This is a genomic window from Sphingomonas tagetis (assembly GCF_024211275.1).
GTDB lineage: Bacteria > Pseudomonadota > Alphaproteobacteria > Sphingomonadales > Sphingomonadaceae > Sphingomonas > Sphingomonas tagetis.
Genome location: NZ_JAMLDX010000021.1, coordinates 45,307 through 61,303 on the forward strand (window position 1 = coordinate 45,307; position 15,997 = coordinate 61,303).

The window sequence follows — 15,997 nt, forward strand, 5'->3', positions numbered from 1 at the left end:
CGGCTAGGCCCCTCCCTTGCCGGGAGGGGCTAAAGGTCTAGCCCCGGACGGCTTGCGCCCCTATCTGGACGCGATGAAGGTTCTGAAGTTCCTGTCCCCGCTGCGGGCGGTGCGCGATCTGCGCGGGTTCCTGAAGCTGCGCCACCGTTATGAGCTCGGGTTCATGCTCGCCGCCTTCTTCGTGACCGTGCTGATCGTCGCGGCGCTGTTCAAGGACAGCTATTTCGAGAAGCAGTACAAGCGCGAGATCATCTTCGTGCAGAACTGGCGCGCCGACCGCACGCTCAACGAGATCATCGCGCAGCAGAAGATCGACGAGGCCAAGCGGCTCAAGCGAGAGGCCGAGTTCAAGAAGAAGGCCGACGAACGTCAGCGCCAGTGGAAGAAGATCGATGACGGGTTGAAGGAGTGGGGCATCTGATCGCCTCGACTCCCGACGATCTGCGCTGGATGGCGGCGGCGCTGGCGCTCGCCGAGCGCGGGCGCGGACGCACGGCGCCCAATCCCAATGTCGGCTGCGTGATCGTGAAGGATGGCGTCGTTGCCGGACGCGGCTGGACTCAGCCGGGCGGGCGCCCGCATGCCGAGGCGATGGCCTTGGCGCAGGCCGGTGGGGCGGCGCGCGGCGCGACTGCCTATGTGACGCTGGAGCCGTGCGCGCACGGGTCGGCGCGCGGCCCGGATTGCAGCGGAGCGCTGGCGCAGGCGGGCATCGCGCGCGCGGTGGTCGCGCTGACCGACCCCGATCCGCGCACCAACGGCAAGGGCATCGCACGGCTGCGTGCCGCCGGGGTCGAGCTCGAGACCGGCGTGCTCGAGGCGGAAGCGCGGCGGTCGATGGCGGGATTCCTGACGCGACGTGCGCTCGGGCGGCCGCAAGTGACGCTCAAGCTCGGCCTGTCGCTCGACGGCTGTATCGCGCTGGCCAATGGCGAGAGCCGCTGGATCACCGGGCCACAGGCGCGCGCGCACGCGCATCTCGAACGCGCGCGGCACGAGGCGATCCTGATCGGGCGCGGCACGCTCAGGGCCGATGCGCCGACGCTCGACGTGCGGCTGGCGGGGCTCGAGGCGCGCAGCCCGCGCCGCATCCTGCTGTCGCTGCACCCCGAATCGGGCTGGACCAGCATTCCCGCGCCGGTGAACATCGCCTCGCTCGCCGGGGTCGATCACCTGCTGGTCGAGGGCGGGGCGCAGGCGGCAGCCTCGTTCCTGCGCGCCGATCTGGTCGACCGGCTGCTGCTCTACCGTGCGCCGGTGCTGCTGGGGGGCAAGCCGGGGCTCGCCGGTCTTGACCTGACGTCACTGTCAGACGCGCATGGCCGCTGGCGGCTGCTCGATTCGCGCATGCTTGGCAGCGACCGCGTCGAGGTCTACGAGCGCGCCAGAAGCTAGAGTCGGGCGGCATATGTTCACCGGAATCGTAACGGACGTCGGCAGCATCACCTCGGTCGAGGACCGGGGCGACCTGCGCGTGCGCGTCGCGACCGCCTATGACACCGCCAGCGTGGATATGGGCGCCTCGATCGCCTGTTCGGGCGTGTGCCTGACGGTGGTGGACAAGGGCCCCGGCTGGTTCGCGGTCGACGTGTCGGGCGAGACCGTTTCGCGCACCGCCGAGCAATGGGGCGCGGGCCGCAAGCTCAACCTCGAACGCGCATTGAAGCTCGGCGACGAGCTGGGCGGGCATATCGTCACCGGCCATGTCGACGGGGTCGGTACGGTGCTCGGCATCTGTCCCGAGGGCGAGTCGAAGCGGATCGGCTTTGCCGTGCCCGCCGCGCTTGCGCCGTTCATCGCGCCCAAGGGCTCGATCACGATCGACGGCGTGTCGCTGACGGTCAACGACGTCGCCGACCAGGCCGACGGCACCGCGCATTTTTCGATCAATCTCATTCCGCATACCCAGGCCGTGACCACCTTGGGCGATCTCGCCCAGGGGCAGGCCGTCAACCTCGAGATCGACGTCCTCGCGCGCTATCTCCAACGCATGGAGGCCTATCGTGGCCACGTCCAACAAAAGCCCTGACGTCGCGCGGCTGCGCCACGCTTTCCTCTCCTCGCCCGAGGAGATCATCGACGAGGCCCGCAACGGCCGCATGTTCATCCTGGTCGATGACGAGGACCGCGAGAATGAAGGCGACCTCGTCATCCCGGCGCAGATGGCGACGCCCGACGCGATCAACTTCATGGCCAAGCACGGCCGCGGACTGATCTGCCTCGCCATGACCAAGGCGCGAGTCGACCAGCTCGGGCTGCAGCCGATGACGCGGCGCAACGGGACGAGCATGGGCACGGCGTTCACCGTCTCGATCGAGGCCAAGGAAGGCGTCACCACCGGCATCTCCGCCGCCGACCGCGCGCGCACCGTCGCCGTCGCGGTCGATTCGTCGAAGGGGCCGGCGGACATCGTGTCGCCGGGCCATGTCTTTCCGCTGGTCGCGCGCGAGGGCGGCGTGCTGCTGCGCGCCGGCCATACCGAGGCAGCAGTGGACGTGTCGCGGCTGGCCGGGCTCAACCCGTCGGGCGTGATCTGCGAGATCATGAAGGACGACGGGACGATGGCGCGGCTCGACGATCTCGTCGCCTTCGCCCAGCTGCACAACCTCAAGATCGGCACGATCCGCGACCTGATCGCCTATCGCCGCCGCCACGACCATCTGGTCGAACGCCGCGCGGAGTCGAGCTTCACCAGCCGCTGGGGCGGTGAGTGGCGCGTGATGACCTTCTGGAACAAGGCGTCGGGCACCGAGCAGATCGCGATGATGAAGGGCCGCGTGGACCCCGACAAGCCGACGCTGGTGCGGATGCACGCCATGTCGCCCTTTGCCGACGTGTTCGGCGAGGACAGCGACCGCGGCCGGCTGTTGCAGCGCTCGATGGAGATCATCGGTGAAGAGGGCGCCGGCGTGATCGTCGTGGTCAACAAGCCGCGGCCCGACGGCTTCACCATGGCGGTCGAACGTCAGGCCGGCAAGCGTACCGACGCCGACATGGACGAGCTGCGCGACTATGGCAGCGGCGCGATGATCCTGACGGAACTCGGTGTCGAGGAGATGGTGCTGTTGACCAACACGCATCACACGCTGGTCGGGCTCGACGGCTATGGCCTGTCGATCGTCGGCGAGCGGCCGATCGACGGGCTGGGGGGTGCCGCCTGATGGCACGGGTGCTGATCGTCGAGGCGCGTTTCTACGAGCATCTCAATGACATGCTGCTCGCCGGCGCGCGCGCGGCGATCGAGGCGGCGGGGCATGTTCACGAGACGGTGACGGTGCCGGGCGCGCTCGAGCTGCCCGGCGCGATTTCGCTGGCGGTGGAGAGCGGGCGCTATGACGCGTTCGTCGCGATCGGCGTGGTGATCCGCGGCGAGACCTATCATTTCGAGATCGTCTCCAACGAGAGCGCGCGCGGCATCATGGCGCTGACGATGGACGGCATTGCGATCGGCAACGGCATCCTGACCACCGAGGACGAGGCGCAGGCGATTCGCCGCGCCGATCCCGCCCAGCTCGACAAGGGCGGCGGGGCTGCCGAGGCGGCGCTGGCCATGCTCGCGCTGCGGGAAAAATTTGGGTGAACGGGCCGGTTCTCTTCACCGAGCGGCTGCTGTTGCGCCGCCCGATGGCAGAGGACCTGGATGCGTGGGCGGCGTTCGACGCCGATCCGGTGGCGATGACTCATCTGGGCGGGGTGATCGAGCGCAGCGTCGCGTGGCGGCAATTGTGCGCGATGTCGGGCGCGTGGGACATTCGCGGCTTCGCGATGTTCAGTGTGATCGAGCGCGCGACCGGCAAATGGGTCGGGCGGCTGGGGCCATGGCAGCCGGAGGGCTGGCCCGGAACCGAGGTCGGCTGGGGCGTGGCGCGCGCGTTCGAGGGCACCGGCTATGCCTATGAGGCGACGGTCGCGGCGATGGACTATGCCGTCGATGTGCTGCGCTGGGAGACGGTGATCCACACGATCGCGCCCGACAATGTGCGCTCGTGGAAGCTCGCGCAACGGCTGGGGTCTTACAAGATGGGGCCGGTGACGCTGCCTGCCCCGCTCCAGCACGAGCAGGTCGATGCCTGGGGGCAGACCGCAGCCGAGTGGCGCGCGAACCGGAGTGCGCGGTGACCGACGCGCCCCCAACCCGCTATCGCGTGGTCGAACGCGGGCGGCGGCTGGTGGTGATCGATACGCTGACCGGGCAGCCGGCGACGCGCGAGCTGGCGGCGCACGAGAGCAAGGCGGTGGCGCCGGCAACGCGGCCGGTCGAGGCGAGCGCGCCGAGCGCAGTCGATGACCGCAGCGGTCATGCCGTGCTCACGACCTCGCGCTTCTACGACCTCAAGGCGCCGCGCCGGATCGTGATGACTCCGGCGTTCAACGAGCGCTTCGGCAAGGCCGCGCGCGGCTGGCTGATCGCAATCGTCGTCATCGGGACGGTGGCGACGTTGTTTTTCCCGATGCTGTGGCTGCTGGTCGCGGTGGCGCTGATCCAGCCCAAGCTGCGCGGCGGGCTCCGGTCATGGATCACCGCGCGGCTGGACGAGGCGGATCAGGCGGCCTCCTGACTGCGCAAGACCGGGTAATCGACATAGCCTTCGCGGCCCTGGCTGTACCAGCTGGCCATGTCCGAATCGTTGAGCGGCGCGCCGGTGCGCAGCCGTTCGGGCAGGTCGGGATTGGCGAGGAAGGCGCGGCCGAAGCTCACCGCATCGGCGACGCCGCTGTCGAGCGCGGCCTGCGCCGCGTCGCGGGTGAAATAATCCGAATTGACCACCAGCGCGCGGGTGAAGACCTGACGGATCGCGGGGCTGAGCCGGGGCACGTCGGTCTTGCCGAAGCTGCCGTCGGGGCCGGGTTCGCGCAGCTCGAGGAACGCGATACCGAGTTCGGACAGGCGGCGGGCGGCGGGGACGAACACGGCGTGCGGGTCGCTGTCGTCGACGCCTTGGGACTCGCCATTGGGCGAGAGGCGCACGGCGGTGCGATCGGCGCCGGCGACCGAGATCACGCGCTGCGTCACCTCGTCGAGCAGGCGAATGCGGTTCTCGACGCTACCGCCATAAAGATCGGTGCGCAGGTTGGCGCCGTCGCGCAGGAACTGGTCGATGAGGTAGCCATTGGCGGCGTGGATCTGGACGCCGTCGAACCCGGCGGCGAGCGCATTTTCGGTGGCGCGGGCGTAGCTGTCGATCACGCCGGGCAGATCGTCGAGGTCGAGCGCGCGCGCCTGTTCATAGGGCTGGCGGCCGTCATAGCTGTGCACCTTGCCGGGGCTGGTGGTCGCCGAAGACGACACCGGCTGCTCGCCGGTGACCGAGCTGTGGACCTGCCGGCCCATATGCCAGAGCTGCGCGACGATGCGGCCGCCGGCTTCGTGCACGGCCTGCGTCACCGGCTTCCAGCCCGTCACTTGCTCGGCGCTCCACAGGCCAGGGGCGAACGGCCAGCCAAGGCCCTGACGGCTGATGCCGGTGGCTTCGGTGATGATGAGGCCGGCGCTGGCACGTTGCGCATAATATTCGGCCATCACCGGCGTCGGCACCGCGTCGCGGTCCGCGCGGCCGCGGGTCAGCGGCGCCATCAGGATGCGGTTGGGCGCCGAAATCGCGCCGAGATGGATGGAATCGAACAGGTCGGGCATGGAAAATTCTTCCCCCAATCGGGTTGCATATTGCAACACATAGGTGGCTAAGGACGCGATGCACGAGGCGGCCGCCCCAACAAAAACTGCGCCTGCGCCAAGCGCGACTGCGCTGCCCTTCGCCGCGCTGATCCTCGGCAATATCGCGCTGGCGTTCGGGCCGTGGTTCGTGCGCGCGGCGGATGTCGGGCCGGTGGCGGCGGGATTCTGGCGGCTGGCGCTGGGCGTGCCGGTGCTGCTGGCGATCGTCGTGGGCCTCGAAGGCAATCCGCTCCGGCGAGCGCGCGGGCTGGGGCCGATCCTGCTGTTTGCGGGGATCGCCTTCGCGGCGGACCTGGCGGCGTGGCATCTCGGCATTCTCCAGACGACGCTGGCCAATGCGACGCTGTTCGGCAATTCGGCGACGCTGATGTTCCCGGTCTGGGGATTCCTGGTGGCGCGCGCCTGGCCGACGCGGCAGCAGGGGATCGCGCTGGCATTGGCGGCGGCGGGTGCGGGGCTGCTGCTCGGGCGGTCGTACAGCCTGTCGCCCGACCATCTGCTCGGCGACCTGCTGTGCCTGCTCGCGGGGGTGCTCTATACGGTCTATTTCATCCTGATGGCGCGTGCGCGCGAGGCGATGACGCCGCTATCGGCGCTGGCGGCGTCGAGCATCGCCGGGATCGTGCCGTTGCTGATCTTCGCCTGGGCGCTGGGCGAGCAGATCTGGCCGCAGCAATGGGGCGTGCTGATCGGGCTGGCGCTGGTCAGCCAGGTCGTCGGACAGGGGCTGATGATCTACGCGCTGGGGCACCTCTCGCCGCTGGTGGTGGGGATCGCGCTGCTGTCACAGCCGGTGATCGCGGGAACGGTCGGCTGGATCGTCTATGACGAGCGGCTGGGCGTGCCGGACTTGATCGGCGCCGCGCTGGTCGCGGTCGCGCTGGTGCTGGTGCGCCGCGAAGGCAAGCCGCCGGTTGCAAGTGCGCCGCATGAGGCTAAACCGGGAACATGACCGCCGTTGCCGACATGACGCTGGACGAGCTGCGCGAGGCGCTCAGCCCCCATCTCGCGCCCAATGCGGCGTTCGACGGGTGGGGGGCGAAGACCGTCGAAACCGCGGCGGACGCGATCGGCGCCGACCGCGACGTGGCGAAGCTCGCGGTGCCGGGCGACGCAGCCGGCATGATCGACCTGTGGTTTGCGCAGATCGACCGGCGCATGGCCGCGGCGCTGCCGCCCGAAACGCTGGCAGCCATGAAGATCCGCGAAAAGATCACCGCGCTGGTCGAGGCGCGGCTGGACGCGTTGGCGCCCGACCGCGAGGCGCTGCGGCGCGCGGTGGCGATCCTGGCGATGCCGCAAAATGCGGCGCGCGCGGCGAGGCTCGGCTGGCGCTCGACGGATGTCATGTGGCGGCTCGCCGGGGACATGGCGACGGATTACAACCACTATACCAAGCGCGCGATGCTCGCCGGCATCTATGCCGCGACGATCGCGGTGTTGCTGCAGGACCAGAGCGAGGGGCAGGCCGAGACGCGCGCCTTCCTCGCGCGGCGGATCGACAACATCATGGAATTCGAAAAGGCCAAGGCCAAGCTGGCGGGCCGCAGCGATCATCGCTTCAGCCTGTCGCGCTTCGTCGGACGGCTGCGCTATCACGCCCGATGATTCCGGGCTGGTGAGCGCGCTCCCCTACCCCGCCCTCCACGCCAGCCATGGCGGCATCTGGATCGCCACCGAAGACGGCGTGCGCAGCGTCGGGCGCGGCGAGGCGGTGCGGCTGGCGGCGGATACGCCGATGCTGCTGCTCAACGCGCCGCTGGCGGCGCAGCGGCTGGGCTATCCCGAATTGTCGGGGCTGGACCTGCTCGAGCTGTTCGCCTTCCTACATCCCGCGCGCTTCATGGTGCCGACACCGCGTGGCCTCGCCAAGACGCTGGGGCTGATCGAACCGGCGAGCGATGCGCAGGTCGCGCCGTTCCTGCGCGAGGCGGCGGCGGCGATGCTGGCGATCACGCAGCTTGATGCGCGCGAGCGCGGCGGCGACTGGCCCGAGCGCGAAGGCGCGTGGCATGCCGCGCAATCGCTCGCGAGGTTGCGCTGGAGCTGGGCGCCGGTGGTGACTCAAGCTATCGCCAAGCCCGAAAAGGCCGAGCGCTGGCTGTTTTCGCGCCTGCCCGAATGGACCGAAGGCGCGCCGCGCACCCCGCCGCGCACCGTGTCGCTCGAAGCCGAGGAAGTGCGCGAGCGGCTCGACGCACTGACCGGGCATGGCGCCGAGGCGCGCGAAGGGCAGCGGCTCTATGCCGAGGCGGCGGCGAGTGCGTTCGCGCCGCGGACGATGCGCGATTCGCCCAATCTGGTGCTGGCCGAGGCCGGGACCGGGATCGGCAAGACGCTCGGCTATTTCGCGCCGGCCTCGCTCTGGGCGGCGAAGGCGGACGGGGCGGTGTGGGTGTCGACCTTCACCAAGGCGCTGCAACGGCAATTAAGCCACGAGGGTGAGCGACTGTTCGCCGATCCCGAGCTGCGCAAGAAGCGCATCGTCACGCGCAAGGGGCGCGAGAATTATGTCTGCCTGCTCAACCTCGAGGATGCACTGCAAGGCGGGTTCGCGGGACGCGCGGCAGTGCTGGCGCAGCTGGTGGCGCGCTGGGCGGCGTATAGCGCGGATGGCGACATGGTCGGCGGCGACCTGCCCGGCTGGCTGCCGGTGCTGTTCCGCCGCAACGGCTCGACCGCGCTGACCGACCGGCGCGGCGAGTGCGTCTATGCCGGCTGTCCGCATTACCGCAAATGCTTCATCGAGCGCGCGGCGCGGGCGAGCGCGGACGCCGATCTGGTGATCGCCAACCATGCGCTGGTGATGGTCAATGCGGCGCGGGGCCGGGAGTCGCAGACGCGGCCGACGCGCTATGTGTTCGACGAGGGGCATCATCTGTTCGATGCGGCCGACGCGATGTTCGGCGTGGCACTTTCGGGGCAGGAGACGATCGAGCTGCGGCGCTGGGTGACCGGGCCGGAGAGCGGATCGCGCGGGCGGCGGCGCGGCCTCGCGGCGCGGCTGTCCGATGTCGCAAGCTATGACGAGGCTGGCGCGCAGGCGATCGCCGAGGCGGTCGATGCGGCGCGGGCGCTGCCCTCGGACGGCTGGTTGCAGCGCGTGGCGGAAGGGCAACCGTTCGGGCCGATCGAGCATCTGCTCGGTGCGGTGCGCGGGCTCGTCTATGCGCGCGATAGCGACGGCTCGGGCGAGGCGGGCTATGGGATCGAGACCGAGCTGGCCGAACCCGATCCGGCGTTGATCGACGCGACCATGCCCGCCGCGGCGGCGCTCGAACGGCTGTTGCGGCCGATGATGGCGCTCGGGCGGCGGCTGGAGGCGGTGCTCGACGAAGGCCCCGACTGGATGGACGGGCAGGCGCGGGCGCGGATCGAGGGGGCGATTGCCTCCTTGGGCTGGCGTGCCGAGACGGTGGCGGCGTGGCTGTCGCTGATCGCGCGCATCGGCGGCCCGGCGACCGAGGAGTTCGTCGACTGGCTGGCGGTCGAGCGCATCGAAGGCCGCGAGATCGATATCGGCATCCATCGCCGCTGGCTCGATCCCAGCAAGCCGTTCGCCGAGACGGTGCTCAAGCCCGCGCATGGCGCGCTGGTCACCTCGGCGACGTTACGCGCGGGCGGTGACTGGGACGTGGCCGAGGCGCGCAGCGGGGCGCAGCATCTGCTGCATCCGGCGGCACGGTTCGAGGCGGCGTCGCCATTCGACTATGCCGGGCGGTCCGAGGTGATCGTGGTCACCGACGTGAAGCGCGGCGACATGGCGGCGCTGGCGGGCGCCTATGGCCGGCTGATCGTCGCGGCGCAGGGCGGGACGCTGGGGCTGTTCACCGCGATCCGGCGGTTGCGCGCGGTGCATGCGCGGATCGCCGACCGCTTGGCGCGCGAAGGTCTGCCGCTTTACGCGCAGCATGTCGATCCGATCGATACCGGGACGTTGGTCGACATCTTCCGCGACGATCCGCGTGCCTCGCTGATCGGCACCGACGCCTTGCGGGACGGTGTCGACGTGCCCGGCCATTCGCTCCGGCTGGTGGTGATGGAAGGCGTTCCCTGGGCCAAGCCGAGCGTGCTGCACGCCGCGCGGCGGCTGGCGGGCGGGGGCAGCGCCTATGATGATCGCATCGTGCGGGCGCGGCTGGCGCAGGCGTTCGGACGGCTGATCCGGCGTGCGGACGATTCGGGCGCGTTCGTGCTGCTGTCGGCGGCGATGCCGTCGCGGCTGCTCGGCGCGTTCCCGCCGGGCACGCCGGTGTCGCGCATCACGCTCGACGAGGCGGTTTCCCGCGTGGAACGTCTTTCTTCTGTCGCGGGCTTGGGGCAGAAGGCCGCCGCGCCCGCCCCATCCTGGCCTGCCGATCCGGAGTTCCGATGAAGACGCTGACGTTGCTGCGCCACGCCAAGTCGAGCTGGGACGATCCCGTGGCGCGCGATTTCGACCGGCCGTTGAATGCGCGCGGGCAGAAGGCTGCGGTGACGGTCGGGCGGCATATGCGTGGCGAGCGGCTCGCCTTCGACCATGTCGTCGCCTCGCCCGCGGTGCGGATCGTCGAGACGGTCGAGCAGGTCGAGGCCGGTTATGGCAGCGAATTGGCGCCGGCGTGGGACCGGCGCGTCTATCTCGCCTCGGCGTCGAGCCTGCTCGATGTCGTGCACGAGCTGCCGGAGGGGGCCGAGAGCGCGCTGCTGATCGGGCATAATCCGGGGCTGGAGGATCTGATCCTGCTGCTGATCCCCGACCGCGCGGGCGACCTGCTGCGCGATTCGGTCGAAGAGAAGTTCCCGACCGCAGCGCTGGCGGTGATGACCTTTGATGTCGAGCGCTGGGACGCGGTGAAGGCCGGCGGGGGCGCGCTGGTAAGCTTCACCCGGCCGCGTGATCTCGATCCAGCGCTCGGCCCTACCGCGGACTGATAATCCGTTTCGCGGAACAACCAATCTCGGTTATCGTTTCGCCCGTGACCTCTTGCGGAGGGCGTTTTCATGACCACCAGTTTTCAGCTCAACGGCAAGCCTGCCGCGTTCGACGGCGATCCCGAGACCCCCTTGCTGTGGGTGTTGCGTGATCATCTCGGGCTCACCGGCACCAAATATGGCTGCGGCGTCGCGCAGTGCGGCGCGTGCACCGTGCATCTCGACGGCAAGAACCGGCGCTCGTGCGTGACCCCGGTGGGGATGGTCGCGGGCAAGGCCGTGACGACGATCGAGGGCGTCGCGGGCAAGACCGCCGAGGCGGTTAAGGCCGCCTGGGTCGCGATCGACGTGCCGCAATGCGGCTTCTGCCAGTCGGGGCAGGTGATGTCCGCGATCGGGCTGCTGACCGCCAAGCCCAGGCCGAGCGATACCGATATCGACAACGCCATGGCCGGCAATATCTGCCGCTGCGCGACCTATGTCCGCATTCGGCAGGCGATCAAGGACGCCGCCGGCGTGAAGGGAGCACGGGCATGACCGCCGTCGCGAACCGCCGCGCCTTTCTCGCCGGGACGGGCGGACTGACGATCGGATTGACGCTGCCGCTGGGCGGCGCGCGGGCGCAGGCGATGAGCGCGCCGCTCCAGCCCAACGCGTTCGTGCGCGTCGGCACCGACGGGCTCGTCACGGTGATCCACAAGCATGTCGAGTTCGGCCAGGGGCCGGCGACCGGGGTGACGACGATCATCGCCGACGAGATGGATGCGGCGTGGGACCAGATGCGCATCGCCTTCGCGCCGGCCAACGACCCGCTCTACAAGAACCTCGCCTTCGGTACGATGGGCGTCGGCGGATCGAGCGCGATCCGCGAGAGCTGGATGCAGATGCGCATGGCGGGCGCGGCGGCGCGTGCGATGCTGGTCGAGGCGGCGGCGAAGCGCTGGGGCGTGCCGGCGAGCGCGGTGAGCGTGGCGAACGGGGTGGTGAGCTCGGGCAAGCGCAAGGCGGGCTTTGGCGAGCTGGCGGCCGACGCGGCGGTGCTGCCGGTGCCGCAGAACCCGACGCTCAAGACGCCCGACAAGTTCGTCTATATCGGCAAGACCTTCGCCAAGGTCGACAGCAAGCCCAAGACTGACGGCTCGGCGCTGTTCACGCAGGATGTGCGGCTGCCCGGCATGGTCCATGCCGCGGTGCGCCGTCCGCCCGCGTTCGGCGCGACGGTGAAGAAGGTCGAGGCCGGGGCGGCCAAGGCGATTCCCGGCGTGATCGACGTCAAGCCGATCCCGAGCGGCGTCGCGGTCTATGCGCGCGACACCTGGGCTGCGCAGCGCGGCGCGGCGGCGCTCGAGGTCGACTGGGATCTGAGCAAGGCCGAGACACGCTCCTCGGCGCAGATGTTCGCCGAATATAGCGCGGCGGCGCGCACGCCGGGCAGGCAGGTCGAGGCATCGGGCGATGCCGCGGCGGCACTGGCGGCGGCGGCGAGGAAGATCGATGCGACCTTCTATTTCCCCTTCCTCGCCCACGGTCCGATGGAGACGATGGACTATGTCATCGCGAAAAAGGGCGAGGGGATCGCGGTGCATGCCGGGAGCCAGTTCCAGGTCGGCGAGATGCGCGCGATCTGCGGCGTGGCGGGCGTGCCGTTCGAGAAGAGCGAGCTGATCCAGCATTATGCCGGCGGCAGCTTCGGTCGCCGCGCGACGCCGGTGATGTTCGACGGGACCGAGGCGGCGGCGTGCGCGCGCGCCTATGGCTTCGCCGCGCCGGTCAAGGTGGTGGCGAGCCGCGAGAACGACCTGACCGGCGGCTATTACCGCCCGATGACGGTGCATCGCGTGCAGGCCGGGCTGGATGGCGCGGGCAGCATCGCCGGATGGGATCAGGTGATCGTCGCCAAGTCGATCATGAAGGGCACGCCGTTCGAGGCGATGGGGATCAAGGACGGCGTCGACGGCAATATGGTCGAAGGCGCCAACGACACCAGCCAGTACAAGATCGGCAATTTCCGGCTCGGCCAGCATCTGATGGATACGAAGGTGCCGGTGCTGTGGTGGCGATCGGTCGGGCACACGCACACCGCCTTCGTCAAGGAGACGGTGATCGACGAATTGCTGACGATGGCGGGCCAGGATCCGGTCGACGGGCGGCTGGCGCTGCTCAAGCACGAGCGCGCGGCAGGCGTGCTGCGCAAGGCCGCCGAGATATCCGGCTTCGGCAAGCGGGCGGTGAAGAAGGGCCGCGCGCTGGGCGTGGCGGTGCATGAGAGCTTCGACTCCTATGTCGCGCAGGTCGCCGAGGTGTCGGTCGGCGCCGATGGGCTGCCCAAGGTGCACAAGGTGTGGTGCGCGGTCGATTGCGGGATCGCGGTCAACCCCGATATCATCCGTGCGCAGATGGAGGGCGGGATCGGCTATGGCCTCGGCCATGCGCTCTATGGCGAGATCACGCTGGGCGAAGGCGGTCAGGTGCAGGAGACCAATTTCGACAAATACCGTTCGCTGCGCATCGGCGAGATGCCCGATGTCGAGGTGGCGATCATCGACAGCCAGGAAAAGCCGACCGGCGTGGGCGAGCCGGGCGTGCCGCCGATCGCGCCGGCGGTGGCCAATGCGTGGCGCAAGCTGACGGGGAAGGCGGTGCGAAGACTTCCGTTCGCGCATGGAGATAATTCATGAAGGGCCGGGGCATGAACCCGCGGAATTTGGGTTTCGCCGCGCTCGCCGTGTCGGCGGTCGCGCTGCCCGCCGCCGTCGTCGCCTCGGGGCAATCGGTGCCGCCCGCGACGTTGCAGCCCGCCAGCACATTCGCCTCGATCGCCGATCCGGGCGCGCGCTCGGCGGCGATCTTCACCGAGATGGGCAAGGTGCTGACGCATCCGCGCTGCCTCAATTGCCACCCGCGCACCGACCGTCCGACGCAAGGCGACGCAATGGCGCTGCACGAGCCGCCGGTGACGCGCGGCAACGCCAAGGGCGAGGGCGCACCGGGGCTGCAATGCTCGACCTGCCACGGCCCGCGCAACGTCGCCTTCGCCAACGGCACGGGCAGCATTCCGGGGCATCCGCTGTGGCATTTGGCGCCCGCCTCGATGGCGTGGCAGGGCAAGTCGCTGCGAGAGATTTGCGAGCAGCTCAAGGACCGGACACGCAACGGCGGCAAGACGCTGGCGCAGATCCACGAGCATAATGCGAGCGATACTTTGGTCGGCTGGGGCTGGAATCCGGGGCCGGGGCGGACGCCCGCGCCGGGGACGCAGGCGCAGTTCGGCGCGCTGACCAAGGCGTGGATCGATTCAGGGGCGAAGTGCCCGGCTTAGGCGGTGATCCACTCCACCTTCGGATCGTTGAAGTCGATCACGTCGGCGAGTTCCCACACGTTGGAATAGCCATAGCCGACGAGGTTGATGAAGGTCTGGATATTGAGCGCGAGCGCTACGGCCTTCATCGGCACAGGACGGACGCGATTCGAGAAATTGTTGTTGCAGTAAATCAGGATCGGGCGGGCCGGGTTTTTGCCGATCGTCCCGGCCAGCGACTCGGCGTTGAAATCGGGCAGCGGCAGGTTGACCGCTCCCCGGATATGCCCCTCGCGGAAGGCGGTTTCGGAGCGGGCGTCGAGCAGCAGCGTGCTGCGCGACGCGGCCTGCCGCTTGAACTGCGCGAACGGCAGCAGCCGTTTCGCGCGCAGCTGGCGGACATCGGCGGTGAGGCGGGTGAAGCCCGCATAGTCGATCTGCGGGTTGAGGCCGTCGGTCGCCTTGACCTGCGCGAGCGCGGGCGCGGCGGCGGTAACCCCGAGGGTGGCGAAGAAGGCGCGGCGGTGCATGACACTCTCCATTGCCGTGGCGTAACGAAGCTGCGCCTCGCTGGCTGAGCGCTGGATGAACCGTTGACGCGAAGGCAGCGGCGAGCGCACCACTGGCGTCTGGCAATGGGGGCGAGGATGGCCAACGGACTGTTTCGGACAAAGGCGGTGAAGACGGCGGCCGAGCATGCGCCCGAGCATCGGCTGGCGGCGACATTGAGCTGGCCGCATTTGATCGCGCTTGGCGTCGGCGCGATCGTCGGCACCGGCATCCTGACGCTGATCGGGGTCGGTGCGGGCAAGGCGGGACCGGCGGTGATCCTGTCTTTCGTCATCGCCGGGGCGATCTGCGCCGCTGCTGCTTTGGCTTATGCCGAGATGGCGACGATGATGCCCGCCTCGGGCAGCGCCTATACCTATAGCTATGCCGTGCTCGGTGAGATCGTCGCCTGGGTGGTGGGGTGGAGCCTGATCCTCGAATATTCGCTGGTGGTGAGCGCGGTCGCGGTCGGCTGGTCGGGCTATGCCGCGCCGTTGCTGCAAGCGTGGTTCGGCGTGCCGATGGAGCTGATGGCCGGGCCGCATGCCGATGGCATCGTCAATTTGCCCGCGATCTTCATCATCGCCGTGGTCGCGGCGCTGCTGTCGTTCGGCACCAAGGAGAGCGCGACGCTCAATGCGGGACTTGTGGTGGTCAAGATCATCGCGCTGGCGGTGTTCGTCGCGGTGGCGCTGCCCTCGCTCGACAGTGCCAATTTCGAGCCGTTCATGCCGTTCGGCTTCGCCAAGAGCGTGTCGCCTGACGGGGTCGAGCGCGGGGTAATGGCGGCGGCCGCGATCATCTTCTTCGCCTTTTACGGCTTCGACGCGATCTCGACCGCGGCGGAAGAGACGAAAAATCCCGGCCGAGACCTGTCGATCGGCATCGTCGGATCGATGATCGCGTGCGTCGCGATCTACATGCTGGTCGCGGTGGCGGCGGTCGGCGCGGCGCCATTCGCGAGCTTCGCCAACAGCCCCGAGCCGCTGGCGCTGATCCTGCGCGAGCTGGGACAGCCGGGTTTCTCGACCTTCCTTGCCGTCAGCGCGATCATCGCCTTGCCGACCGTGCTGCTCGGCTTTCTGTTCGGGCAGAGCCGCATCTTCTTCACGATGGCGCGAGACGGGATGCTGCCGGTGGCGCTGGCCAAGGTGTCGTCGCGCGGATCGCCGGTGCGGATCACGGTGTTCACCGCGGTGATCGTCGCGATCATCGCCGGGTTGCTGCCGATCGAAGAGATCGCGGCGCTCGCCAATGCCGGGACGCTGCTCGCCTTCGCCGCGGTGGCCGTATGCATGATGGTGCTGCGCCGCCGCGCGCCGGACGCGCCACGCGTGTTCCGAACGCCGCTCTATGCGCTGGTCGGGGCGGTCGCGGTGCTGGGCTGCGGCTATCTGTTCCTGAGCCTGCCGAGCAAGACCCAGCTCTATTTCCTGATCTGGAACGCGCTCGGCGTTGTCATCTACTTCGCCTATGCCCGGCGCCGGATTACACTTTGATTCAGCTTCGCTGAATCGCCGCACCGGCCCGCTCCCCCACCCGGCCACCCATAAGATACA

General features: G+C 69.2%; 17 protein-coding genes. 15 read left to right on the plus strand and 2 right to left on the minus strand.

Annotation, left to right across the window (positions count from 1 at the left end; translation table 11 throughout):
- The first annotated feature begins 52 nt into the window (after nt 1-52).
- Genes M9978_RS19820 through M9978_RS19850 form a run of 7 tightly spaced genes read left to right on the plus strand, consistent with a single transcriptional unit; the run spans nt 53 to nt 4,559 of the window.
- Nucleotides 53-421, plus strand: a complete 369-nt coding sequence (locus M9978_RS19820) for a hypothetical protein (protein ID WP_254296272.1) — start codon at nt 53-55, stop codon at nt 419-421.
- A 29-nt stretch (nt 422-450) separates the two neighbouring features.
- Nucleotides 451-1,395, plus strand: a complete 945-nt coding sequence (gene ribD, locus M9978_RS19825; RefSeq protein WP_254296330.1) for a bifunctional diaminohydroxyphosphoribosylaminopyrimidine deaminase/5-amino-6-(5-phosphoribosylamino)uracil reductase RibD — start codon at nt 451-453, stop codon at nt 1,393-1,395.
- Nucleotides 1,396-1,408: 13 nt separating this feature from the next.
- Entirely contained in the window at nt 1,409-2,029 is a 621-nt protein-coding gene (locus M9978_RS19830; protein WP_254296274.1) for a riboflavin synthase, read from the plus strand.
- Complete coding sequence (ribB, locus tag M9978_RS19835) at nt 2,004-3,161, plus strand: 3,4-dihydroxy-2-butanone-4-phosphate synthase (RefSeq protein ID WP_254296276.1); 1,158 nt, start codon at nt 2,004-2,006, stop codon at nt 3,159-3,161. The genes M9978_RS19830 and ribB overlap by 26 nt, the downstream gene beginning before the upstream one ends.
- Entirely contained in the window at nt 3,161-3,580 is a 420-nt protein-coding gene (gene ribH / locus M9978_RS19840; protein WP_254296277.1) for a 6,7-dimethyl-8-ribityllumazine synthase, read from the plus strand. Before ribB ends, ribH begins: the two co-directional genes overlap by 1 nt.
- Nucleotides 3,577-4,119 carry a GNAT family N-acetyltransferase gene (locus M9978_RS19845; protein ID WP_254296278.1) on the plus strand — a complete coding sequence of 181 codons (543 nt, stop codon included), beginning with the start codon at nt 3,577-3,579 and terminating at the stop codon, nt 4,117-4,119. Before ribH ends, M9978_RS19845 begins: the two co-directional genes overlap by 4 nt.
- Complete coding sequence (locus M9978_RS19850) at nt 4,116-4,559, plus strand: hypothetical protein (RefSeq protein ID WP_254296279.1); 444 nt, start codon at nt 4,116-4,118, stop codon at nt 4,557-4,559. Before M9978_RS19845 ends, M9978_RS19850 begins: the two co-directional genes overlap by 4 nt.
- Here the strand turns inward: M9978_RS19850 and M9978_RS19855 are convergent.
- Entirely contained in the window at nt 4,544-5,635 is a 1,092-nt protein-coding gene (locus tag M9978_RS19855; protein ID WP_254296280.1) for an alkene reductase, read from the minus strand. The two genes, M9978_RS19850 and M9978_RS19855, sit on opposite strands and share 16 nt — an antisense overlap.
- 58 nt (nt 5,636-5,693) lie before the next feature.
- Between M9978_RS19855 and M9978_RS19860 the strand changes: the two genes are divergently transcribed.
- The 7 genes from M9978_RS19860 to M9978_RS19890 all read left to right on the plus strand — a co-directional run bounded on the left by M9978_RS19860 (nt 5,694) and on the right by M9978_RS19890 (nt 13,910).
- Nucleotides 5,694-6,629 (plus strand): DMT family transporter, encoded by a 936-nt coding sequence (locus M9978_RS19860; RefSeq protein WP_254296281.1) that lies wholly within the window; start codon nt 5,694-5,696, stop codon nt 6,627-6,629.
- The gene (locus M9978_RS19865; protein ID WP_254296282.1) at nt 6,626-7,285 is read left to right on the plus strand and encodes a COQ9 family protein; all 660 of its coding nucleotides are present in this window, start codon (nt 6,626-6,628) and stop codon (nt 7,283-7,285) included. Before M9978_RS19860 ends, M9978_RS19865 begins: the two co-directional genes overlap by 4 nt.
- A gap of 10 nt (nt 7,286-7,295) precedes the next feature.
- Nucleotides 7,296-10,052 (plus strand): ATP-dependent DNA helicase, encoded by a 2,757-nt coding sequence (locus M9978_RS19870; protein WP_254296284.1) that lies wholly within the window; start codon nt 7,296-7,298, stop codon nt 10,050-10,052.
- Complete coding sequence (locus M9978_RS19875; protein ID WP_254296287.1) at nt 10,049-10,591, plus strand: SixA phosphatase family protein; 543 nt, start codon at nt 10,049-10,051, stop codon at nt 10,589-10,591. Before M9978_RS19870 ends, M9978_RS19875 begins: the two co-directional genes overlap by 4 nt.
- 69 nt (nt 10,592-10,660) lie before the next feature.
- A complete protein-coding gene (locus tag M9978_RS19880) occupies nt 10,661-11,128 on the plus strand; it encodes a (2Fe-2S)-binding protein (protein ID WP_254296288.1) in 468 nt (155 codons plus the stop codon).
- Entirely contained in the window at nt 11,125-13,269 is a 2,145-nt protein-coding gene (locus M9978_RS19885) for a xanthine dehydrogenase family protein molybdopterin-binding subunit (RefSeq protein ID WP_254296290.1), read from the plus strand. Before M9978_RS19880 ends, M9978_RS19885 begins: the two co-directional genes overlap by 4 nt.
- A complete protein-coding gene (locus M9978_RS19890; RefSeq protein ID WP_254296292.1) occupies nt 13,266-13,910 on the plus strand; it encodes an Isoquinoline 1-oxidoreductase subunit in 645 nt (214 codons plus the stop codon). The genes M9978_RS19885 and M9978_RS19890 overlap by 4 nt, the downstream gene beginning before the upstream one ends.
- Here the strand turns inward: M9978_RS19890 and M9978_RS19895 are convergent.
- On the minus strand, nt 13,907-14,419 hold the full coding sequence (locus tag M9978_RS19895) for a rhodanese-like domain-containing protein (protein ID WP_254296294.1): 513 nt from the start codon (nt 14,417-14,419) through the stop codon (nt 13,907-13,909). The two genes, M9978_RS19890 and M9978_RS19895, sit on opposite strands and share 4 nt — an antisense overlap.
- A 117-nt stretch (nt 14,420-14,536) precedes the next feature.
- On the opposite strand from M9978_RS19895, the gene M9978_RS19900 reads away from it, so the two are divergent.
- Entirely contained in the window at nt 14,537-15,937 is a 1,401-nt protein-coding gene (locus M9978_RS19900) for an amino acid permease (protein ID WP_254296296.1), read from the plus strand.
- Nucleotides 15,938-15,997 lie beyond the last annotated feature (60 nt).